Origin of the sequence: Shewanella sp. KX20019 (assembly GCF_016757755.1) — a bacterium.
Lineage (GTDB): Bacteria > Pseudomonadota > Gammaproteobacteria > Enterobacterales > Shewanellaceae > Shewanella.
Genome location: NZ_CP068437.1, coordinates 3,408,633 through 3,432,136, shown reverse-complemented (window position 1 = coordinate 3,432,136; position 23,504 = coordinate 3,408,633). Strand labels below are relative to the sequence as shown.

The 23,504-nt window shown below is 43.8% G+C and carries 17 protein-coding genes and 3 tRNA genes; 14 read left to right on the top strand and 6 right to left on the bottom strand.

Features of this window, described 5'->3' with window-relative positions; genetic code table 11:
* Window positions 1-14: 14 nt before the first annotated feature.
* Window positions 15-2,135, bottom strand: a complete 2,121-nt coding sequence (locus JK628_RS15005; protein ID WP_202285424.1) for an MtrB/PioB family decaheme-associated outer membrane protein — start codon at window positions 2,133-2,135, stop codon at window positions 15-17.
* 15 nt (window positions 2,136-2,150) lie between these two features.
* On the bottom strand, window positions 2,151-3,053 hold the full coding sequence (locus tag JK628_RS15000) for a DmsE family decaheme c-type cytochrome (RefSeq protein WP_237524231.1): 903 nt from the start codon (window positions 3,051-3,053) through the stop codon (window positions 2,151-2,153).
* Between the two features lie 504 nt (window positions 3,054-3,557).
* Here JK628_RS15000 and JK628_RS14995 point away from each other — a divergent pair.
* The 3 genes from JK628_RS14995 (at window position 3,558) to glnS (ending at window position 7,936) form a co-directional block, all read left to right on the top strand.
* Window positions 3,558-3,797 (top strand): FeoA family protein, encoded by a 240-nt coding sequence (locus JK628_RS14995; RefSeq protein ID WP_202285423.1) that lies wholly within the window; start codon window positions 3,558-3,560, stop codon window positions 3,795-3,797.
* On the top strand, window positions 3,790-6,084 hold the full coding sequence (gene feoB / locus JK628_RS14990; RefSeq protein ID WP_202285422.1) for a Fe(2+) transporter permease subunit FeoB: 2,295 nt from the start codon (window positions 3,790-3,792) through the stop codon (window positions 6,082-6,084). Before JK628_RS14995 ends, feoB begins: the two co-directional genes overlap by 8 nt.
* Before the next feature lie 181 nt (window positions 6,085-6,265).
* Window positions 6,266-7,936 carry a glutamine--tRNA ligase gene (glnS, locus tag JK628_RS14985; protein ID WP_202285421.1) on the top strand — a complete coding sequence of 557 codons (1,671 nt, stop codon included), beginning with the start codon at window positions 6,266-6,268 and terminating at the stop codon, window positions 7,934-7,936.
* 99 nt (window positions 7,937-8,035) lie between these two features.
* Here the strand turns inward: glnS and JK628_RS14980 are convergent, their stop codons facing one another.
* Entirely contained in the window at window positions 8,036-8,632 is a 597-nt protein-coding gene (locus JK628_RS14980) for a Yip1 family protein (RefSeq protein ID WP_202285420.1), read from the bottom strand.
* Between the two features lie 206 nt (window positions 8,633-8,838).
* Between JK628_RS14980 and miaE the strand changes: the two genes are divergently transcribed.
* Complete coding sequence (gene miaE, locus JK628_RS14975) at window positions 8,839-9,618, top strand: tRNA isopentenyl-2-thiomethyl-A-37 hydroxylase MiaE (protein WP_202285419.1); 780 nt, start codon at window positions 8,839-8,841, stop codon at window positions 9,616-9,618.
* A gap of 35 nt (window positions 9,619-9,653) precedes the next feature.
* On the opposite strand, the gene JK628_RS14970 is transcribed toward miaE, so the two are convergent.
* The gene (locus JK628_RS14970; RefSeq protein ID WP_202285418.1) at window positions 9,654-10,370 is read right to left on the bottom strand and encodes a UDP-2,3-diacylglucosamine diphosphatase; all 717 of its coding nucleotides are present in this window, start codon (window positions 10,368-10,370) and stop codon (window positions 9,654-9,656) included.
* A gap of 10 nt (window positions 10,371-10,380) precedes the next feature.
* Complete coding sequence (locus tag JK628_RS14965) at window positions 10,381-10,875, bottom strand: peptidylprolyl isomerase (protein ID WP_202285417.1); 495 nt, start codon at window positions 10,873-10,875, stop codon at window positions 10,381-10,383.
* 309 nt (window positions 10,876-11,184) lie between these two features.
* Here JK628_RS14965 and cysS point away from each other — a divergent pair, with 309 nt between their 5' ends.
* A complete protein-coding gene (gene cysS, locus JK628_RS14960; protein ID WP_202285416.1) occupies window positions 11,185-12,564 on the top strand; it encodes a cysteine--tRNA ligase in 1,380 nt (459 codons plus the stop codon).
* Window positions 12,565-12,817: 253 nt separating this feature from the next.
* On the opposite strand, the gene folD is transcribed toward cysS, so the two are convergent.
* A complete protein-coding gene (gene folD / locus JK628_RS14955; protein WP_202285415.1) occupies window positions 12,818-13,672 on the bottom strand; it encodes a bifunctional methylenetetrahydrofolate dehydrogenase/methenyltetrahydrofolate cyclohydrolase FolD in 855 nt (284 codons plus the stop codon).
* Between the two features lie 513 nt (window positions 13,673-14,185).
* Between folD and JK628_RS14950 the strand changes: the two genes are divergently transcribed.
* The 9 genes from JK628_RS14950 to JK628_RS14910 all read left to right on the top strand — a co-directional run bounded on the left by JK628_RS14950 (window position 14,186) and on the right by JK628_RS14910 (window position 23,221).
* A tRNA-Pro gene (locus JK628_RS14950) sits at window positions 14,186-14,262 on the top strand.
* Window positions 14,263-14,327: 65 nt separating this feature from the next.
* A tRNA-Arg gene (locus tag JK628_RS14945) sits at window positions 14,328-14,404 on the top strand.
* Between the two features lie 8 nt (window positions 14,405-14,412).
* Window positions 14,413-14,488 (top strand) — tRNA-His (locus JK628_RS14940).
* Between the two features lie 256 nt (window positions 14,489-14,744).
* Window positions 14,745-16,049 (top strand): trigger factor, encoded by a 1,305-nt coding sequence (gene tig, locus JK628_RS14935; protein WP_202285414.1) that lies wholly within the window; start codon window positions 14,745-14,747, stop codon window positions 16,047-16,049.
* Between the two features lie 89 nt (window positions 16,050-16,138).
* A complete protein-coding gene (gene clpP / locus JK628_RS14930; RefSeq protein WP_202285413.1) occupies window positions 16,139-16,750 on the top strand; it encodes an ATP-dependent Clp endopeptidase proteolytic subunit ClpP in 612 nt (203 codons plus the stop codon).
* Between the two features lie 84 nt (window positions 16,751-16,834).
* Window positions 16,835-18,112: an ATP-dependent protease ATP-binding subunit ClpX gene (clpX, locus tag JK628_RS14925; RefSeq protein ID WP_202285412.1), complete on the top strand. Its 1,278-nt coding sequence runs from the start codon at window positions 16,835-16,837 to the stop codon at window positions 18,110-18,112.
* Window positions 18,113-18,259: 147 nt separating this feature from the next.
* A complete protein-coding gene (lon, locus tag JK628_RS14920; protein ID WP_202285411.1) occupies window positions 18,260-20,617 on the top strand; it encodes an endopeptidase La in 2,358 nt (785 codons plus the stop codon).
* 242 nt (window positions 20,618-20,859) lie between these two features.
* Entirely contained in the window at window positions 20,860-21,147 is a 288-nt protein-coding gene (locus tag JK628_RS14915; protein ID WP_202289838.1) for an HU family DNA-binding protein, read from the top strand.
* Window positions 21,148-21,361: 214 nt separating this feature from the next.
* Window positions 21,362-23,221, top strand: coding sequence for a SurA N-terminal domain-containing protein (locus JK628_RS14910; RefSeq protein WP_202285410.1), 1,860 nt, complete (start codon window positions 21,362-21,364; stop codon window positions 23,219-23,221).
* Window positions 23,222-23,504 lie beyond the last annotated feature (283 nt).

Below are 23,504 nucleotides of genomic sequence, written 5' to 3'. Positions count from 1 at the left end.
TTTTAATGACAAAACTACATTTGATAGCTAAATGTCAGGCCAAAATAGTGGGCGTTATAATCGTGGCTTAGATCGCCAAAAGTCAGCACGTTAGGAATGGAGTCAACGGCTAATCCTTGGTTAAGCCAGTCGGAATCTTTGTAGTTTTCAAAGATCCAATCAAAGCGTAATGCCATTTTTTCTGCTAATTGATACTTAGCAAAGGCATTAACGTTATGTTTTTCGGCAAAGTAATTGCCATAGGGCGAGGTGAGCCCTTGAATAACGTCGGTATCACTTTGGCCATCAGAGTAGGTGTAATCTAAGCCCAGATTAAGTTTGCTATCGAATAGATTCTGATAATCTAATCCTGCGCCTACCAGTGTTGATTGTTCATCGGTGTTTGCGTACCAATTGGGTAAGCCAAAGTTAGTGCTACCCGCTTGCTCGCTATCACGCCAATCCTGGTTGAGGTAGGCATTAACGTTGAGGTTTTCATTGAACATATAATTGGCTGAGATGTCATAACCTTGAATATCAACGCTGGTCAATCCGACTTGGGTATCATCATAGTCATCAAAGCTGGCATGAACGTTAGCATTGGCAGAAAAAGCTGTTGAGCCGCTGTAAGCCACATTTAGCTTATATTCTTGCCGCTCTCTATCGGCAAGGTAGGACTTTCTTAAGTAAGGATTACTGGGGCTTGATGTGGTGGTAACGGCATTATAGGCGCTACCAGTTCTATCACTTGCTGTCGCCTTTATCCAAGCTGACCATGCAGGTGAAATAGTATAATTGAGTTTTGCATAGAGGCTATTTTGCTGTAGTGAATCTCTATCTAAGTCACTGTAGTCGTTATGATCGTAGCGATACCCACCGTCAATATAGACACTGCGACTAAATCGATATTTGGCTCCAATATCGACTAACTGCTTGGTTCGGTCGTATTCAGCATTGATGGCGGTGCCAGCATAATAGCTATCTGTGATCACTTGTGGATAAGCGTTTAACGCGGTTTTATTGTCTCTATCAGAATAGTCGTAACGCGCGCGAATACTCAGCCCACGCGCAAGTCGCCCTGAGTACTTTAACTTCATGTCGGTAGTATCAACTTGTCCATCGAGATTACTGGCGGGCAGTGTAGGTGAGGGGCCATTGATTGTTGCAGGTAGAAAAGCTTGGTCTTGAATAAAGCTGGCAACGCTTAGGTTCATTAATACTTGATGACCATTGCCGCTCAATTGTGCATTTGCGCCAACCCTATAGGCTTTGTTGTCAGGGGAAGCAGCACTCTGTCCGTTATAGGCAGCACCAAAAGTGGGGGTGAATGCTGAGTTCCAGCTGACAGCTTGATGGTCATTTTTATATTGGCTAAAGGATGAGTCAATGCCAACAAGCCAGCCTTTGCCATTAAAGTAGATTTTTGCAGCCAACTCATCGGTCGTGTCATCAATAGGCTGGGCCAACATGGCACTATTGGTTAATAAGTTACCAGAGAAGGTACGCTTGCCTTGACGCTCTTCATGCTGATAAGTGATATCGGCCTTATAAAAACCACCTTTATAGTCGGCTTCTAATAGAAACCTATCGCGCTGAGTTTTTAGTTCTGTTTCGGTGACGTCATCACTTAAAGTGGGCATCTGACCCGTGGTAGCCCCAGCTTGCCAACTGTCGGACAGAATCAATTGATCGCCACTATTGCGATAGGGGCTTAACGCTGCATTGGTCTGGTAATTTGCAAGTCCCCGATAGCCAAGGGCTATTTTGTACTGTCCGGGACGGCCGGTTTCAATTTTTGCGCTACCCACGTCATAACCCAGTTTGTCAGCCTCTATATGGGTTTGATATCCTGTTTCTGATTGATAATTTAGGTCAGCCTCTACATGGCCTACAGTACCGTCGGTGTCAGTCCCAATCGTATTGCCAAAATGAATGTCGCTTGCATCATTATAACCAGCGCCGACGCCAATACCGCCACTAAATCCTGACGATGTAACGCAACGTTTGCATTGCCATTTGTCGGTTTTTGCATTATCACGATTTGCGTTTTGTACGCCGTACCCATCCGCCATCGCCGGAGTGATAGAGACGCTAATCGCTAATGCGATAAGAGAAAGTTGCATCGGCTTGTTAATCTTGAACTGTAAACTTTTCATGGTTGCCACTCCTTGTTAGCGCTGCAGCAGCTTGCCAGATGGGTGATTAGAACCATGCACTTGTGAATGGCAGTTCATACAACTCTGACCTGCATTAAATGCATTGGGGTTACCACCAAATACAGCATTTGAAGTATGACCCACAGAGGCGTGGCATTGCTGGCATAACATGGGTGGCTTACTGATAAGCATCGCTTCATTGACACTGCCGTGTGGATTATGACAAGTGGCGCAATTATCAGTGACCGGGGCGTGTTCCCATAACTTGGGTCCGCGTTTTTCGGCATGACACGAATAGCAATTCTCATTAACGCTCATCTGTTTGAGGCTGGCATCGGCGAGTGTGCCGTGTGGGTTATGACAATCGCTACAGACCATCTGCTGCCATTTAAGTGGGTGAGAAGACCGTTTGTTCATATCAGCTTTCTGTTGAGTATGACAACTGGTACAAACAGCAACTTCTGTTGCTCGGTCTGCAATTGGGTCGTGTCCGGTATGAACTTGATGGCAGTTAGCACAACTGACGTCAGCATTGTCGTGGTGGTTACCATGCCATGCCATACGCTCATCATCGTTATGGCAACTCATACAAACACTGTTCTGTTTTTCAGCTGGAACTGGAGAGTTGGAACCGAAGGTGATCATTGGTTCTTTGCCACCGCGATTATGCTTGCCTAACGGGCCATGGCAAGCTTCGCACTGAAGATCGGCCATAGGGGAGCCTTTGACATTGGCATTACCGTGAACGCCATCGAATAGCGCCATTACTTTGGGGCTTTTTCTATGGCACATTAGGCAGGTGTCGGCACCTTTAGATGAGTACTTTCCTTCGGCAAATTTTTTGTCGAGTAACGCTTCTACTTCTTCTGGTGGTTGGTCATCCCATGGGGCGGAGATGACATTAAGACTAAATGCCATAGCCGTGAGCAAAAGTAGGTTCACTAGCTTACTTGAGAACCATCCACTGTTCTTGTTCATCATGTCATTCCCATTCCATTCGCTTATAATGCGTTATTTTTGGATTGTTAAATTAGTAAAAGTGTAAATTACTAATTTAAAATAATAGAGCAAAACTGTGACAAACCCATAACATATGTAGGGCGATATAGTATTAGGAGTGCTGTTATTTAAAGGTTAACACTGAAAGTGTGATCTATATCACACTGGGGTTTGGTGGCTAATGGCTTGATAGAAGTGTAAATAGTAACCATTACTATTCGGCGTGACTTACATACAGATGATTTATCTTTTAAGAGTCGTATATTAGTTGAGAGTTTTGTCACATAATACAGAACACAATTGAAAATTATTATCGTTTACAGTCTGAAATGTTGATCTAGGTAAAGTTATTTAATCCCATGGTCATTTAAAATCGATAGCAATTCAAAGAGAGTCGAGACCTGTCATTAGGTGGAATACACAATGAAGTTAAGTGAATTAAGTCCGGGCGATTTCGCCAGAATTTCTCAGGTAGGGCAAATAGATCTACCAGCCGTTGTAAAACGTAAACTCCTTTCGATGGGGATCACCCCAAATACTCGATTTTCTTTGATCCGCAGGGCACCTATGGGCTCTGGCGTAGAATTAGATATCCGAGGCAGTAAATTATGCATGCGTCGCGATTTAGCAGATATTATTGAGGTCGAAAAAGCGAATGGATAAGCAATTTAACTGCGTCACTGTCGGAAACCCGAATGCGGGTAAGTCGACACTTTTTAATGCTCTTACTGGCTCTAACCAGCAAGTCGGTAATTGGTCTGGTGTTACGGTTGAGAAGAAAACAGGTCAATTTGCACTACAAGGTACCGATGTATTTCTAACCGATCTCCCTGGTATTTATGATCTGCTGCCCGCGGGCAACAGTTGTGACTGTTCGCTAGATGAGCAAATCGCACAGCAATATTTAGCAGACCAAGCGATAGACGGCATTATTAACTTGGTTGATGCGACCAATATTGAACGTCATCTATACCTTACCGTCCAACTGCGAGAACTAGGCATCCCATTAGTTGTGGTGTTAAACAAAATTGATGCTGCAGTGAGTCGCGGTATTCATATAGATGTTGCACAGATGAGTAAAGAGTTAGGCTGCCCTGTTGTTGCAGTTTGCTCTCGTGATGAACAAGATATTGATAAAGTGAAGCAGCAGTTTGTTGCTTTGCTCGATGGCGATGTATCTGAAGCACCTTTGATACTAGATTACGATAAAGAGATTGAATCTGGGGTTACTAATTTACTTGCACAAGATGAACAGTTGAGCCGAGGTCGCGCGTTGGCGATGCTCGCGAACGGTTTAGGCTGTGGTAAGTGCAAAAACAGCCAGATGAGCAATGAAGTAGAACAATACTCTCAAGCTTTATCTAATCAAGGTAAAGATATTGAGATAATGGTAGCGACAACCCGTTTTAATTTTGTTGAACAGGTCTTTAGTGGTTCAGTAAAAAGCGATAACGCAGAAACATTAACCGATAAGTTGGATAAAGTTGTTCTGCATCCAATCGCAGGGATCCCAGTATTCCTGTTTGTGATGTATTTAATGTTTATGTTTAGTATCAACGTGGGTAGCTCGTTTATCGACTTTTTCGATATTACCGCAGGAGCCATTTTTGTTGACCACTTCGGTGCACTGATGAGCAGCTTGGGCTCACCAACGTGGCTGGTGACTATTGTTGCTGGTGGTGTTGGCTCGGGTATTCAAACAGTAGCGACATTCATTCCGGTTATCGCAGCTCTTTTCTTGGCGCTTTCAGTGCTAGAGGGCTCGGGCTATATGGCTCGCGCCGCCTTTGTGGTTGATGGCTTAATGCGTCGTATTGGATTACCTGGTCGTGCTTTCGTACCTATGATTGTTGGTTTTGGTTGTTCAGTACCGGCAATTATGGCAACGCGCACACTGGGTAGCGAACGCGAACGCATCGTAACGGGCATGATGGCGCCGTTTATGTCTTGTGGTGCACGTCTTCCTGTATATGCATTGTTTGCAGCAGCGTTCTTCCCTGAATCTGGGCAGAACTTAGTATTCTTGCTTTATCTGATTGGTGTTTTTGCGGCCATTGGTACTGGTTTACTGCTACGCTCGACCTTATTACCTGGCACCAGCAGTGCGGTTGTGATGGAGTTGCCGAGTTATGAAAAACCTAAGTTTAAAACAGTAATGACTCGAACCGGTAAGCGTACTAAGAGCTTTATCATGGGGGCAGGTAAGACGATTGTCATCGTGGTAACCTTGCTTAACTTTGCCAATTCAATTGGTACAGATGGCACCTTCGGCCACGAAGATAGCTCTGAATCAATACTGAGTGTGGCAAGCCAAAAGGTGACACCGTTCTTTGGTCCAATGGGTGTAGAACAGGATAACTGGCCTGCAACTGTGGGTATTATCACGGGTATTTTTGCTAAGGAAGCTGTTGTAGGAACGTTAAACAGCCTCTATTCAGATGGTAGTGCGGGTGATGAAGAGCTTGCGCCTCTATCTGAAACATTCAGCGAAGCTTTCGCGACGATCCCTGAGAACTTATTTGGTATTGCACTTGAGGATCCGCTGTCTATTTCAGTCGGTGATGTATCGACTGTAGAAGCAGCATCTGAAGAGTTAGAGGTCGACACCTCTACCTTTAGTGCTCTGCAGGCTGGGTTCTCCGGTATTACGGCAGCATTTGCCTACTTGCTATTCATTCTGCTGTATACACCTTGTGTCGCAGCGATGGGCGCATTAGTTCACGAGTTTGGTGGACGCTGGGCAGCATTTGCCGGGCTTTGGACCTTCGGTCTAGCTTACGGTACAGCGACTGTGTTTTATCAGGGCGCAACGTTTGCAAAGCATCCGATGCAATCGAGTCTGTGGATTGGCTTCTTCATTAGCGCACTTGCTGTATTTTATGTGTGGCTTAAGAAAAAAGGCAGAAGAACACAATCGATTATTCCCGGTATTAAAGTGATTACCGAATAGTGCGATTAGCGTATACTTGGTGTGTATAAACAAAAGCAGCGATGAATCGCTGCTTTTTAGTCTTTAAATGGCTATGCTGTAACCATTCGCCCGTGTTTTTAAGCGTGAACCGTTGACCCAATTATGGATCTGTAGGATTATGCTTTTTCGCCATTAATCATCGTTCGCAAAGAGGAATTCCATGAGTCATGTGGACACTGAAGTACGTCCTAGTAACTTCATACGTAATATCATAGATGAAGATCTTGCCAGCGGTAAGCACAGCAGTGTGCATACTCGCTTTCCACCAGAGCCAAATGGTTTTCTTCATATCGGCCACGCAAAGTCTATCTGCCTAAACTTTGGTATTGCACAAGACTATAAAGGCCAATGTAACTTACGTTTTGACGATACCAACCCTGAAAAAGAGGACATTGATTATGTTAACTCTATTCAGGCAGATGTGCAGTGGCTTGGGTTCCAGTGGAGCGGCGACATTCGCTATTCTTCAAATTACTTTGATCAACTGCATCAGTATGCGGTCGAATTAATCACTAAAGGCTTGGCATACGTTTGTTTTTTAAATGCAGAACAGACGCGTGAATACCGTGGCACATTGAAAGAGCCAGGTAAAAATAGCCCATATCGTGATACAACACCTGAAGAGAACCTCGCGTTATTTGAGAAAATGCGTAACGGTGAATTCAAAGAGGGTGAGTGCGCACTTAGAGCCAAGATTGATATGGCATCGCCGTTTATGTGTATGCGCGATCCGATCATCTATCGTGTTCGTTTCGCTCATCATCACCAAACCGGTGATAAGTGGTGCATATACCCTATGTATGACTTTACCCACTGTATCTCTGATGCGATTGAAAATATTACTCACTCACTGTGTACACTTGAGTTCCAAGATAATCGCCGATTGTATGATTGGGTACTGGATCATCTCGATGATTTCCAAGCACCAGACCGTACACGTCAGTATGAGTTCTCAAGATTAAACCTTGAATACACATTGATGTCTAAGCGTAAGCTAAATGACCTTGTGGTGCGTAATCTTGTTTCTGGTTGGGACGATGCACGTATGCCAACCATTGCTGGCTTTAGACGTAGAGGCTACACCGCAGCTTCAATTCGTGAGTTCTGTCAGCGCATTGGTGTGACCAAGCAAGAAAACATGATTGAAGTTGCCATGTTGGATGCTTGTATTCGTGAAGAGTTAAATGAGCATGCGCCACGAGCGATGGCTGTTATCAATCCGGTTAAATTGGTGATTGAAAACTACCCAGAGAACCAAGTTGAGATTGTTCAAGCACCGATACACCCGAGCAATGAAGAGATGGGTAAACGCCCATTGTCATTTGGTCGTGAGCTATTTATCGATGCGGATGATTTCCGAGAAGAAGCGAACAAGAAGTTCAAGCGCTTGGTGCAAGGTAAGGAAGTGCGTTTACGTAATGCTTATGTGATTAAAGCAGAGCGTTGCGATAAAGATGCTGACGGTAATGTAACCACTATTTACTGTACTTATGATGATGAAACATTGGGCAAAAACCCAAGTGATGGTCGTAAAGTAAAAGGGGTTATTCACTGGGTCGAGGCATCTACTGCGAAGCCTGCCGAGTTCCGTTTATATGAGCGCTTATTTAGCGACGCTAACCCTGCTGCTGCAGAATCCGTTGATGAGGTGCTCAATGCACAGTCATTAACCGTTAAACAGGGCTACGTTGAAGCTGGTCTAGTTGAAGCCGAAGCGGAAAAAGCTTACCAGTTTGAGCGTGAAGGCTACTTCTGCGCGGACAATAAAGATTCAAGTAAAGGTGCGCTTGTATTTAACTTGACCGTTCCGCTGCGCGAGACTTTCGCTTAAGTTAACCGATATTGAGCAAACTTGCTTAATGATCAAAAAAGCCGACATAGTGTCGGCTTTTTTGTGTCTTTTTTAATAGAAGATTTTATGTGGTGATTGCTACTGATACATGGGACCGAAACCAACACTCCATAAAATCACACTTGACCCCATCAATCCAACTAGAAGTACTAATCCAGCAGTGACGACTGAGCTGGCATAGATAAAGCCTTTCTCTTCGGGAATATTCATAATGATGGGCACGCCAGTGTAAAGCAGGTAAACCGAGTAGGCTAAGCCTGCTAGACCTACAATCATAATGAACCATAGTGTTGGGTATAAAGTGGCTAAACCCACCATAAATAGTGGAGTGGCTGTATAGGCAGCAAGCTCTAATGCTTGGGAGTAACTAGGTGCTGCATCAAAGGTTTTCGCCATCCAAAAAGCAAGATATGCTAGTGCAAATACACCAGCTATAAGGCCAAAGTACATTCCTGTAGACATGATGAGCGCACTATCAGTTGTTAAAAACTGACGCTCTCCGACGCCGAGATCCCAACCTATTTGTGAGGTTGCGAAAAAGGTACAAATAGCGGGAATGAGTGCAACGATTAATATATGACTTAAGCTACTTCGAAGCGCTTCGTGATTTTTTTCAATTGTGTGCCACTCTTCTTTTGGATGAGTGTAAAGCCCCATTAAGTGATTCAATATCATTATAGTTATCCTTGTTTAGCATTTAACTTTTAGATTAAATTGGCTCGCCAAACTGCAGACGAACTTTTTACAGCTCTAAGGCTATTTATTGAACAAAACTAACCAAGAGTCAAGCCAATCATTTTAAGCATAGATGTTAAGTTAGGATTGTGCAGAGAATAACTGATAAAATAGTCAGCCTAACAAACAGAGCAAAGAGCCCCAGCATGCAGCAGTTACTTGCCCCTATTTACTCATTTTTACAGTGTGAAACACCAGACAGTTGGATAGAAGAGGCAAAAAAGCCAGAGCAACTGAAAGGCTTGCTCATTGATCACTGTAATTGTGAGTTAAAGGCCGCGCAGACGGCGATGTTTTTGGTGCGTAAATATGCCATCGATAAGCAGAGTGGCCAGCTTTTATTAGACTGGGCCAAACCTTATGAAAACTTTGTCTATATCAAGAATCGTGATATTGGTGTCTTCTTGTCTAAAGGAAGCAAAAAGAATGAGTTATCAGGGGAGCTTGTTGCCCGTAAAGACTTTGCTCATAGCGATGATCTTATTCAGAAGATGGTGCGCCTTATTAAGGAGGAGTTTCACCATTTTGAGCAGGTATTAGAGATTATGCATAGCCGCGGCATTGAATATCAAAATGTGCGTGCAGGGCGTTATGCAAAAGGTATGATGAAACAGGTACGGACCCATGAACCAGCAACCTTGATAGATAAACTGATTGTAGGGGCATTTATTGAAGCTCGCTCCTGTGAACGTTTTGCCAAACTGGCACCCTATTTAGATGATGAACTGAAGAAGTTTTATATCTCTTTATTGCGCTCTGAGGCACGTCATTATCAAGATTACTTAAAGTTGGCACAAGCCATTTCTGTTACCGATATCGGCGATAGAGTCGCGCATTTTGCAGCTGTTGAAGCGCAGCTTATCTGTTCAACAGACCAAGACTTTAAGTTTCACAGTGGTGCACCGGTCTTGAACGTAACTGCTTAGTGGAGCGAGTTAGAGTCGACAGAGAAAATAAACCGTTACTTGTCAAAAGGAAGCTCGATAAGTTCGATACTGTCTTGGCTAACACACAACATGCTACCTTGATCATACCAGTCACCGACAACGATACGACGTTTGCCATTTGTGAGTTGGTGGATAGCGGGTCGATGAGTGTGGCCATGGATCATCTGTTGAGATTTTGTAGCATCAAGTAGTTCAATTACCGCTTCTGGTTCTACGTCCATAATGCTATAACTTTTTTGTTGATTACTGCTTTGGCTACTGCTTCTCAATTTTGCTGCTATACCGAGTCGCTTTGATTTCGGCAGATGAGCGTAAAGCCATTTTGCCCAAGCGAAATTACGGAATGTTCTAAAGCGCTGGTAAGGTTTGTCGAGGGTGCAAAGGCTATCGCCATGCAAGATGACAGAGTCAATGCCATACAAACTTAGGGTATAAACTTCGGGTAACAGTGTCATACCGCTACGCTTCGCAAATTCAGTGCCAATTAGAAAATCTCGATTACCGTGGATAAAGTAAACTGGCAGTTTTTGTGATGCCAATTTGATTGCGTCAGCGAGTTGCTCTGCAAAGGGTTCGGCAATATCGTCGCCCACCCAGACTTCAAACAGATCGCCTAAGATATATAAAGCATCGGTATCGACAAGTTGAGTTTCTAAGAAAGTCAGAAAAGCTTGAGTAATATCGGGGCGATCTGCACTTAAGTGCAAATCTCCCACAAATAATGTGCGCATCGAGTTAGGCTTACTCTTCGATGGTCACTTTTTCGATGATAACAGCTTCAAGAGGGACATCTTGATGCATGCCACGGTTACCCGTGTTAACTGCTTTAATCTTGTTAACGATGTCCATGCCTTCTGCTACTTCACCAAATACGCAGTAACCCCAACCTTGTGCAGACTCAGACTTAAAGTCTAAGAATGTGTTGTCGTTGATGTTGACAAAAAACTGAGCGGTAGCTGAATGCGGATCAGAAGTGCGCGCCATAGCAATGGTACCAACCTTGTTAGATAGGCCGTTGCTTGCTTCGTTTTCAATCGTCTCACCGCAAGGCTTTTGTTGCATATCCTCAGTAAAACCACCACCTTGAACCATGAAACCGTCAATTACACGGTGAAAAACAGTACCGTCGTAAAAACCCTCTTTTACGTATTTAACAAAGTTAGCCGCTGTTTTTGGTGCTTTTTCAAAATCTAAAGCAAGCTTGATTTTGCCGTGGTTGGTATGAAGTGTGATCATAATATTAACTCTCGCAATTTAACACATGGTAAATAATGGCTGGATTCTAACGTAATTGTGCGGTCGCATAAAGCGTTCAGTGAGATGACCCTTTTAAAATGTGTGAACAAAGCTTAGCTTGACTAAAAATTTAGCGTACCTAAATGAAGTATGACGAAATTGGCAGCCTTTGGAGCACTATCTCGTCGATATTAAGCGCATCTGTTCATATTTGCGTACTTGGTGTAGGAAAACTGCTTGGAGCCGTGAGTTTTGCAGTGGTAGACTGCAAGACCTATTTCTAAATATAGCCGTTGAAGAGAATAATCAATGTTGAAGCTTTACAATACTCTTACCCGCCAAAAAGAACAGTTTGTACCAATACAGCCAGGCAAAATCGGCATGTATGTGTGTGGGGTGACCATATATGATTTATGTCATATCGGTCATGGACGTACCTTTGTTTCGTTTGACATGATTGTTAGGTACTTAAGGTACAGTGGCTATGATGTGAATTTTCAACGTAATATTACCGACGTTGATGATAAAATCATTAAGCGTGCTAACGAAAACAAAGAAAGTTGTGACTCATTGACCGAGCGCCTTATTGGTGAGATGCACAGAGACTTTGATTCGCTGAATATGGCGCGTCCTGATTTCGAGCCGCGTGCGACTTTGCACATGCCTGAAATCATCGAGATGGTTGAAAAGCTCATTGCGCGTGAACATGCTTATGTGGCCGCCAACGGCGATGTGTTATTCAGCGTATCTTCATTCCCTGAATATGGCAGACTGTCAGGGCAAAACCTTGAACAGTTGCAAGCTGGTGCTCGTGTTGAAGTTGAAGACACTAAGCGCGACCCAATGGATTTTGTGTTGTGGAAGATGTCTAAACCGGGTGAGCCAACTTGGGACTCACCTTGGGGACCAGGGCGCCCTGGATGGCACATTGAATGTTCTGCAATGAATAGCAAACATCTTGGCAATCATTTTGATATTCACGGTGGTGGTAGCGATCTGCAGTTCCCGCATCACGAGAATGAAATCGCTCAATCCTGCTGTGCCCATGATACGACGTATGTAAACTATTGGATGCATACGGGCATGGTGATGGTTGATAAAGAGAAGATGTCAAAATCTTTGAATAACTTTTTCACCATCCGTGATGTATTAAATCACTATGATGCAGCAACAGTGCGTTACTTCTTGCTATCGGGTCATTATCGTAGCCAGCTGAACTATTCAGAAGATAACCTTAAGCAAGCTAAATCTGGCTTAGAGCGTATTTATACCGCACTTAAAGATTTAGATCTAACAGTGGAGGCTGCTGCAGCTGAGCAATTTGTAGCACAGTTTAAACGTGCTATGGATGATGACTTCAATACACCCGAAGCCTATTCTGTGTTGTTCGACATGGTGCGAGAGATCAACCGCCTTAAATTGACTGATATGGCTCAAGCGTCAGCATTAGGTGTCGCCCTAAAAGAGCTTGCCGATGTATTAGGCATTCTTCCTCAAGATGTCGACACTTTCTTTAAAGGCGAAGGAAGTGACGACGAGGTTGCTGAGATTGAAGCGCTAATCGTTGAGCGTAATCGCGCACGAACAGAGAAAGACTGGGCCGCTGCAGACATCGCACGTGATGGGCTTAATGCGTTAGGTGTGATTCTTGAGGACGGGCCAGAAGGCACGACTTGGCGCAAGAAGTAAACATCACCAGTTGAGTCTTTAAAACGAAAAAAGCCTGCAATTGCAGGCTTTTTTGTGTCTGGAACACTTATGCCAGAATCCATGGATGGAACATTCTGGTATTTATGTCTGGAACATTTATGCCACATCCCATGGATGGGAAAATGTGGTCTTTATGTCTGGAACATTTATGCCAGAATCCATGGATGGAACATTCTGGTATTTGTGTCTGGAACACTTATGTTTGTTAGAACCTAGAACCTAGAACCTAGTATCAATCATGATACTGCTCGCAGGCATATAGCGTGTTTTCTAACAAGCTTGCAATAGTCATAGGGCCAACGCCACCAGGTACTGGTGTGATAAAGCTAGCATTCTCAGCTGCTTTTTCAAACTGCACATCACCAACGAGCTTGCCGCTGTCTAAACGATTAATACCGACATCGATAACGATTGCACCGGGCTTAATCCATTCGCCAGGAATAAACCCAGGTTTACCGACTGCAACGACGACTAAATCAGCCTGCCTTACTTTTTGCTCCAAATTACGAGTGAAGCGATGACATGTGGTTGTGGTGCAGCCTGCAAGGAGTAACTCAAGCGACATTGGGCGGCCAACGATATTAGATGCGCCAACCACGACAGCGTCAAGGCCGTAAGTATCGACCCCCGTTGACTGAATGAGTGTCATAATACCCATCGGCGTACAGGAACGTAGCACTGGGATACGTTGCGCAAGTCTACCGACATTATAAGGGTGAAAACCATCGACATCTTTATCGGGACGAATGCGTTCAATGACTTTTGATTCCTCAATATGTTCAGGTAGAGGCAGCTGTACCAAAATGCCATCGATAGTGGGGTCATCATTACAATCGTCAATAAGTGATAATAAAGCTTCTTCAGACGTTGTACTGTCTAAATCATAAGAGCGAGACATAAAGCCTAGTTCTTCACAGGCTCTGCGTTTACTGCCGACATAAACTTGCGACGCAGGATCTGCCCCAACAAGAATCACGGCTAAACCAGGCACTCTTTGACCAGCCTCTTTACGGGCGGTTACTTTTTCTTTGAGCTGAGTTCGAATAGTTTGAGCGATAGCCTTACCATCGATGTTTTGAGCGGTCATGGGGCAAGATGTCCTTTATGCGACGCGATAATGGAAAACGGCGCTATTTTAACAGGACATATGATAGGTGTCATTGATTTAGACCGCTAATAAACAATTCTGAAATACGGATAATAACTATAGGGCAAAGTTGTAGAAAGTATTCATTTTTATAAGCTTTAGTCGCAAGGTATTGTATTTAAAATGGCTGTTTTCGGTTAGCTCGTTGCTATTTTTAATCTTGGGTACAGATGCTTTAAAATTTAGATTGAGAATATTGCTTTATAAATGGATCTCATGACCGCAACTCCAGGTTGTCTGTTTGGTTGAGGGGTTCTTGCGCACATTGCTTGCTATAGCAGCAAAGAACGAAGTCATAGCGTGTTAAATAAGCAGGCGAACGTTTTTTTACAGAAAGTCGTTGACGGCTTTTAGGCTAAGGGATAATATGCGCTCCGTTCTCAACGAGATACTTCGTTAAGAGCAGAAGCAGGAAATACTTCCCAATATGTATTTTCAATTATGTTTCAATTTCGGTGATTAGCGCAGCCCGGTAGCGCATCTGGTTTGGGACCAGAGGGTCAGAGGTTCGAATCCTCTATCACCGACCACATTTAAACACTAACGTGTAAACGTTAGTTGCCCAGTTCAGGAAATGAATTAAATTCATTGCCGAGCGCCCGTAGCTCAGTTGGATAGAGCACCCGCCTTCTAAGCGGGTGGCCGCAGGTTCGAATCCTGCCGGGCGTACCATTTTTGTGGTGATTGTAGCTCAGTTGGTAGAGCCCCGGATTGTGATTCCGGTTGTCGTGGGTTCGAGCCCCATCAGTCACCCCACTCATTCTGTGAAAGAAGTTCAAAAAGCGACCCTAGGTCGCTTTTTTTACGCCTGTAAATCGTGCTTTGAGGCTCGACTCCAGCGCATTCGATAGCTATAATGTCGCGTCTTGATAATTATCAGCTAAGAGTAACCTGTGCTGAACATCAGTGTTTATGGGCATTTTGGTTAAATTTACGGGTCAAGAAACGAATACTTTAATAGTTGAAATGTCGACTATTACAAAGGACGATGGACATATTTCGAGGTAAAAAAATGCAAGTTTCTGTAGAAACCACACAAGGTCTAGAGCGTCGCCTAACTATTTCGGTACCTGCTGAGCAGATCGAAAACACAGTTAAAGAAGCATTAAAAAGTGAAGCTAAGCGTGCTCGTATCGACGGTTTCCGTAAAGGAAAAGTACCAGTTAGCGTGATTAATAAGCGTTACGGCAAAGCTATTCGTCAAGATATCACTGGTGAAGTGATGCAGCGTAACTTTGTTGAAGCTATCATTGCCGAGAAGTTAAACCCAGCGGGTGCGCCAACGTTGACTGCCGGTTCTTCTGAAGGTGAAAACTTTGAGTTTGTAGCCACTTTTGAAATCTACCCTGAAGTAGAGCTTAAAGGTTTAGAGTCAATTGCTGTTGAGCAACCTAAAGCTGAAGTTACAGAAGCTGATGTTGACGCTATGATTGAAACGCTACGTAACCAACACGCTTCATTTGACGTTGTTGAACGTGCTGCAGCTGAAGGTGACAAAACTAAATTCAACTTCGTTGGTTCAGTTGACGGTGAAGAGTTTGAAGGCGGTAAAGCTGATGACTTCGAACTACAACTTGGTAGCGGCCGCATGATCCCAGGTTTTGAATCTGGTATTGAAGGTCATAAAGCGGGTGAAGAGTTCGAAATCGAAGTGACTTTCCCTGAAGATTACCACGCAGAGAACTTAAAAGGTAAAGCAGCGAAGTTTGTTATTACCCTGACTGAAGTTCAAGGTGCTAACCTTCCAGAAGTAAATGACGAATTCGCAACACTATTTGGTGTTAACGAAGGCGGAATCGACGCATTACGTGCTGAGATCAGCAAGAACATGGGTCGTGAACTAGAGCAAGCACTTAAAGCTAATATTAAAGAGCAAGTCCTTAATGGTCTTGTTGAGCAAAATGCTTTAGACCTGCCAAAAGCACTGATTGAAGGCGAAGTAGAAGTATTGCGTAAGCAAGCAATGGAACGCTTCGGTGACCAAGCTGCAAGCATGCCTGAACTTCCTGCTGATTTGTTCACTGAACAAGCAGAGCGTCGTGTTAAGGTTGGTTTATTACTTGGTGAAGTTATCAAGACTAGCGAGCTTAAAGCGGAAGATGAGCGTGTTCAAGCGCTAATCGCTTCAATGGCATCTGCATACGAAGATCCAAGTGAAGTTGTTGCATACTACAATGGCAATGAAGAGCTTATGCAAAACATGCGTAACGTTGCACTTGAAGAGCAAGCAGTAGAAGCGTTACTAAAAACTGCAACTTTGACTGAAAAAGAAGTCAAATTTGAAGAATTTATGAACAAGGCTACCGGTCGCGGGTAACCATCGCTTGACTTAAATGGCTATAAGCCATTTATAATGGCCTGTATGAGGTTCCTCATGCGGGCCATTTTTATTTAGGGAAATTAATCATGCACAAAGCACCAGAATCAGTACTTAATGCACTCGTGCCTATGGTTGTTGAACAAACAGCTAAAGGTGAACGCTCATATGATATCTATTCACGTCTCTTAAAAGAGCGTATCATTTTCTTAGTAGGCCCTGTAGAAGAGCATATGGCTAACTTGGTCGTTGCACAGTTGCTGTTTTTGGAATCAGAGAGCCCTGATAAAGATATATTCCTCTATATTAACTCTCCAGGTGGCTCAGTCACTGCTGGAATGGCGATATATGACACTATGCAGTTCATTAAGCCAAACGTTAGCACTGTGTGTATTGGACAAGCAGCGAGCATGGGCGCATTTTTATTAGCAGGTGGAGCAGAAGGAAAACGTCATTGTTTACCTAACTCACGTGTTATGATCCACCAGCCTTTGGGCGGATTCCAAGGCCAAGCATCTGACATTGCCATTCATGCGCAAGAGATCTTAGGCATTAAGAATAAGTTGAACACTATGCTTGCTGAACATACTGGTCAACCGCTAGAAGTGATTGAGCGTGATACTGATCGTGACAACTTTATGAGTGCTGATGAAGCCACAGAGTATGGGCTTGTCGATTCAGTGATGAATAAACGAGGCTGATTTTTGCTTTAGGCTGAGCTATGCTGAGTTATGAAGTGAAATTAAGAATTCCGCAGCTGATTAGCTGCAAACAGAGGTAAGGTAATGGGCGAAAACAAAGGTACCGGTGACGGCGGCAAGCTGCTGTACTGCTCTTTTTGTGGAAAGAGCCAGCATGAAGTGAGAAAACTTATTGCTGGACCTTCTGTATATGTTTGCGATGAGTGTGTGGAACTCTGCAATGACATCATCAGAGAAGAGATAAAAGAGATATCTCCCAAGCAAGATCAAGACAAGTTGCCAACGCCGCATGAGTTAAGAGCGCATTTGGACGATTATGTTATTGGTCAAGATAAGGCTAAGAAGGTGTTATCTGTAGCGGTATACAACCATTACAAACGCTTGAAGAATGCTAGCCCTAAAGACGGTGTAGAGCTGGGTAAAAGTAATATTTTGCTTATTGGTCCAACGGGTAGTGGTAAAACACTGCTAGCAGAAACGCTTGCACGCTTCCTAAATGTACCGTTCACGATGGCTGATGCAACGACGCTGACTGAAGCGGGTTATGTTGGTGAAGATGTTGAAAACATCATTCAAAAGCTACTGCAAAAGTGTGATTACGATGTAGAGAAGGCCCAACGTGGTATCGTCTATATTGATGAAATTGATAAAATCAGTCGTAAGTCTGACAACCCATCGATTACCCGCGATGTATCAGGCGAAGGTGTTCAACAAGCTTTACTCAAACTGATTGAAGGCACGGTAGCTGCGGTTCCACCTCAAGGTGGTCGTAAGCATCCACAGCAAGAGTTTTTGCAGGTAGATACCTCAAAGATTTTATTTGTTTGTGGTGGTGCATTCTCAGGCTTAGAAAAAGTAATTGAACAGCGTTCGAACGTAGGTTCGGGCATTGGTTTTGGTGCGCAGGTTAAAGGAGACGCTGATAAAGCGACAATCTCTGATATGTTATTGCAAGTCGAACCTGAAGATTTAGTTAAGTTTGGTCTTATTCCTGAATTTATTGGCCGCTTGCCTGTTTTAGCTACCTTGGCTGAACTTGATGACGCAGCACTTATTCAAATTCTTTCTGAACCTAAAAATGCGATAACGAAGCAGTTTGCTGCATTATTTGACATGGAAGGTGTTGAACTAGAGTTTAGAGAAGATGCGCTGAAAGCCATTGCGATCAAAGCACAGACTCGTAAAACGGGTGCGCGTGGATTACGCTCTATCGTTGAGGGCATCTTGCTTGATATCATGTATGACCTACCTTCAACAGATGATGTTGTAAAAGTGGTGGTAGATGAGTCGGTAGTGAAGGGTGAATCATCACCTATTCTTATCTACGCAACTAACGAAGCGCAAACAGCAAGTGCTGAGTAAGATAGCGTCTTAATTATAGTCGTGTATTGAAAGGAGCCTTTATGGCTCCTTTTTTGTGCAGTTTATTATTTAATTGTTATTCGCCATTGAATCCTATCGAATCATCCCAATATACTCTTAAGTATTCAGACAAAACGGAATCGAGCTATGACTCTAGAGCGTGATACGCGAATCGAACTACCCGTACTACCACTGAGAGATGTAGTGGTTTATCCCCATATGGTAATTCCGTTATTCGTAGGCCGAGAAAAGTCCATTCGTTGCTTAGAAAAAGCGATGGATCAAGGTAAACAAATTATATTAGTCGCACAGCGTGATGCTGAGTTAGACGATCCTAGTAGTGATGATATTTTTGACGTTGGTACAGTAGCCTCCATTTTACAACTGCTTAAGCTTCCTGACGGTACTGTTAAAGTGTTGGTCGAAGGCGGCCAGCGTGCGCGGATTGATAACTATTCTGAGCAGGACGATATATTCCAAGCTACTGCGCATTACCTTGAGTCTGCGCCTCTGACTGATAAAGAAGAAGAGGTCTTGATTCGCTCGGCAGTAGGGCAGTTTGAAGGCTATATCAAGCTGAATAAAAAAATCCCACCAGAAGTACTTACGTCACTTTCAGGTATCGATGAAGCTGCTCGACTTGCTGATACTATGGCAGCGCATATGCCGTTGAAGCTTGAAGACAAACAGTCAGTACTTGAGATGGTCGATGTTGGCGAACGCATCGAGTATTTGATGGCGATGATGGAATCTGAAATTGATCTGTTACAGGTCGAAAAACGGATCCGTGGCCGCGTTAAAAAGCAGATGGAAAAGAGTCAGCGTGAGTACTATTTGAATGAGCAAATGAAAGCGATTCAAAAAGAACTCGGTGATATTGATGAGTCTCACGATGAGTTTGAAAGCTTAGCGAAAAAGATTGAAGAAGCGAAAATGCCTGAAGAGGCTAAAGACAAAGCGACGGCTGAACTTAATAAACTGAAGATGATGTCACCTATGTCAGCTGAAGCGACAGTGGTGAGAAGCTATGTTGAGTGGATGGTCGCCGTACCTTGGCATAAGCGCTCTAAGATTAAGCGTGACCTTGCTAAAGCGCAAGATGTACTCGACACAGACCATTTTGGTCTAGAGAAAGTCAAAGAGCGTATTCTTGAATATCTAGCAGTACAAAGCCGTGTTAAACAGCTTAAAGGGCCAATTCTTTGTTTAGTTGGACCACCAGGTGTGGGTAAAACGTCATTGGGCCAATCTATCGCTAAAGCGACCGGACGTAAGTATGTTCGCGTCGCCTTAGGCGGTGTTCGAGATGAAGCGGAGATCCGTGGTCATCGTCGTACCTATATTGGCTCTATGCCGGGTAAAGTCATCCAGAAAATGTCAAAGGTGGGGGTAAAAAACCCACTATTTTTGCTCGATGAAATTGACAAAATGAGCAGCGACATGCGTGGCGATCCCGCATCTGCACTACTTGAGGTGCTTGATCCAGAGCAGAACTCAACATTTAGCGACCATTACATGGAGGTTGATTATGACCTGTCCGACGTGATGTTTGTAGCGACATCGAACTCAATGAACATTCCTGGTCCGTTATTAGACCGTATGGAAGTCATTCGTCTGTCGGGTTATACCGAAGATGAAAAACTGAATATTGCTAAGCAGCACCTGTTGCCTAAGCAGATTGAGCGCAATGGACTTAAAGCCAAAGAAGTCACCGTTGATGATAGCGCTATTGTCGGTATTATTCGATACTACACTCGCGAAGCTGGCGTGCGTGCGCTTGAGCGAGAATTATCGAAGATTTGTCGTAAAGTCGTTAAGCAGATCTTACTGGATAAAAGCATCAAACATGTTTTAGTCAACCAAGATAATCTTAAGTCTTTCTTAGGCGTACAACGTTGTGATTACGGTAAAGCGGAATCAAACAATCAGATAGGCCAAGTAACGGGACTTGCATGGACTGAAGTCGGTGGTGATTTGCTCACTATCGAAGCGACATCTGTGCCAGGAAAAGGCAAGTTGTCGTATACCGGTTCGCTAGGTGATGTGATGCAAGAGTCGATTCAAGCGGCAATGACCGTGGTTCGTGCTCGAGCTGAGCAGCTTGGTATTAACCCGGACTTCTATGAAAAGCGTGATATTCATGTGCACGTTCCAGAAGGGGCAACGCCAAAAGATGGTCCTTCAGCAGGTGCAGCCATGTGTACTGCATTGGTTTCTAGTCTTACGGGCAATCCTGTTCGCGCCGATGTGGCGATGACAGGTGAAATCACACTAAGAGGTGAAGTATTGCCTATTGGTGGATTAAAAGAAAAATTACTCGCTGCGCACCGTGGCGGGACCAAAGTTGTTCTAATTCCAAAGGAAAATGAACGAGATTTGGAAGAGATTCCAGCAAATGTGATCGCAGACTTAAAGATCTACCCAGTTAAATGGGTTGAAGAAGTACTAAAACTGGCACTTGAACGACCAGTAGAGGGCTTCGAAGTAGTGGAAAACGTGGGCTAACGCAATAAATTGCAGTATTGCACGAAAAAAAGTGCAAAAAGGGGCTTACCAAAGTGCCTAGCTGTGGTAGCCTAAGTCAGTGGAGAGTCAGTCGCTCCAGCCCTTGGAGTGACTGGTTTTGAGCAGTATCCTAAATTATTTCTTTGGTTTTCCTATAAGGCTTGAACTTTGGTTCTAAGCTTGTTATAAAAAGCCTCCGCAGACCGCTCTAGATAGGGATTTGGGTGCGGTACAAAAATTACATTCAAGGGGATGACATGAACAAATCTGAACTAATCGAGAAAATCGCTTCTGGTGCTGACATTTCTAAAGCCGCTGCTGGCCGTGCATTAGATTCTTTCATTGGCGCTGTTACAGACGGGCTAAAAGAAGGCGATAAGATTGCTCTTGTTGGTTTTGGTACTTTCGAAGTACGTCAGCGTGCAGAGCGCATTGGTCGTAACCCTCAGACGGGTAAAGAGATCAAAATCGCTGCAGCAAACATTCCGGCATTTAAAGCTGGTAAGTCGCTAAAAGACGCTGTTAACTAAGAGACTCGTTAACTGCAGCCTTTGTAAGGTTATTGTAGAAAGCACTGTTTAGACAGTGCTTTTTACGAGAAAAAAGACTGTTATTAGGCTTTTGCTTAGTGATAGTCAGCAAGAGTAAAGAGGTTCATTTCTCTTTACTATTAAATTACAAAAAGGCGCATCCAACGAGTGATGCGCCTTTTTATTTTATTAATCGCAACCAGCGAGAAGTCTGATGTTAGAAAAGATTCGTGAAGGATCACAAGGCGTAATTGCAAAGAGCATTTTAGTCCTAGTGATACTTTCATTTGCATTTACGGGTGTGAGTAGTTATTTAGGTTCTTCAACTGAGGTTGCAGCCGCTACCGTAAATGGTGAAGAGATCGGCAGTTCTGCTTTAGAGCAAGCTTATGAGAATGAGCGTGGTCGTCTTGAACAGCAACTAGGTGATATGTTCTCTACGCTATCTGCAGATGAAAATTATATGCAGAGCGTTAAGCAGAGTGTATTAGAGCGTTTAGTGGCTGAAAAGCTATTAGATCAAAATGCTGCTGAGTTAGGACTTCGTGTATCAGACGAACAGATCCGCGCTGCGATTATGACAGAGCCAGCATTCCAGACTGATGGCATATTTGATAATGACCGGTATCAGTCTATATTGCGTCAGCTCGGCTACCAAGCTAACTCTTTTAGAGACATGATGCGCACCGATATGACGCGTCGCCAATTAGTGGCAACACTGGTGGGTTCTGAGTTTGTACTAGCGGGTGAAGCTGAGTACTTGGCTAATATCCAAGGACAAACACGCGATATTAACTATTTGGTCATCGACTCAGCCCCTTTCATTGCCGCTACAAGTGTTACTGATGAGCAGATCCAAACTTACTACAACTCAAACCTAGGTCAGTTTGTCAGACCTGAAGTGGTTAGCCTTAATTACATCGAACTTGATGCCAAGCAGCTAGCAACTGATGTTGCTGTTACTGAAGCTGATGCTCAAGCATATTTTGATGAGAATAAAGCGCAGTATCTGCAGCCTGAGAAGCGTTTAGCGGCTCACATTCTAATTGGGCTTGATGAAGATGATGCTGAAGAAAAGGCTGAAGCGATTTATCAGAAGCTACAAAATGGTGACGATTTCGCCGAGCTTGCTAAAGCTGAATCTCAAGATACATTCAGTGGAGAGCAAGGTGGTCAACTGGATTGGTTTGAAGCGGGCGTAATGGAGCCTGAGTTTGATACTGCACTATTCGGATTGAATAAAGGCAGCTACTCAAATGTGGTTAAAACAAATTTTGGTTATCACATTATTAAGGTGCTAGATATCCAACCGGGTGCAGAAGCTCCTTTTGCAGACGTAAAAGCGAAAATCATTGCCCAATTGCAACAGCAGCAGTCGGTAGATAAGTTCTACGAACTACAGCAGATCCTTGCTGATACAAGTTATGAAGTACCTGATACTTTGTCTGAAGCAGCAAGAGAGCTTGGTGTTGAAGTTAAGACGACCGTAGAGTTTACTCGTAATAGTGCGCCAGCGCTGTTCAGCAAGCCTGCTATCTTGAAGGAAGCATTTTCTTCGAGCGTGTTACTTGATGGTATGAACAGTGATGTGCTTGAAGTTGAAGCAAACCACGTTGTCGTCATCCGTGTTAACTCACATAAAGCTGCTGGTACTATGCCGCTTGAAGAAGTTAGAAATTCAATAGCGGCTCGTTTGAAGCAAGAGCAAGCTAATGAGGCGGCACGTCAGCAAGCACAAGATGCCATGGCTGCTTTCAAAACTGACGGTGTAACAGCTGATTACTTAGTAAAAGAAAAGCTTGCACGTTTTGAGCAAGAGATTGATGCTGCAGTGGTTAGTAAAGCATTTTCAATGGCACAACCTACAGATGGTTCAACAGTCGATACAGTTGCACTGGCTAACGGTTATGCCGTAGTGGTACTTAATAAGGTAAATGCGGCAGAAGGCGTTGATAGCAATCTTATCGATGCATTGAAGCAGCGTTTAAGCTCACAATACAGTGAGAATGATTACCGCGCAGTCATCGCTGCTCTAAAAGCTAAGGGTGAAGTTCTTTACCCTGTTGTTGAGTAAGCAACGGCAATATACGCTTTATAAGAAGCCGGCATTAGCCGGCTTTTTTGTAGCTGTTTGTTAAAGAACTAATAGCAATTGCATTAAGTATCTGTTCATTCAGTGAGAATTCAAAGCGCTGAAGGTCAGTCGAAAACTTGAAGCTAATAGTTATTCTCGGCTCTGGTATCCTGCTTCGTTCTACCTCCTGAATCTGACTGCCATGGACGGGGGAGGGGGAATATCATATTTTTATAGGGAACAAAATAGACCATTCAGCGGTATATCAAGAGTTTCTGCCGTA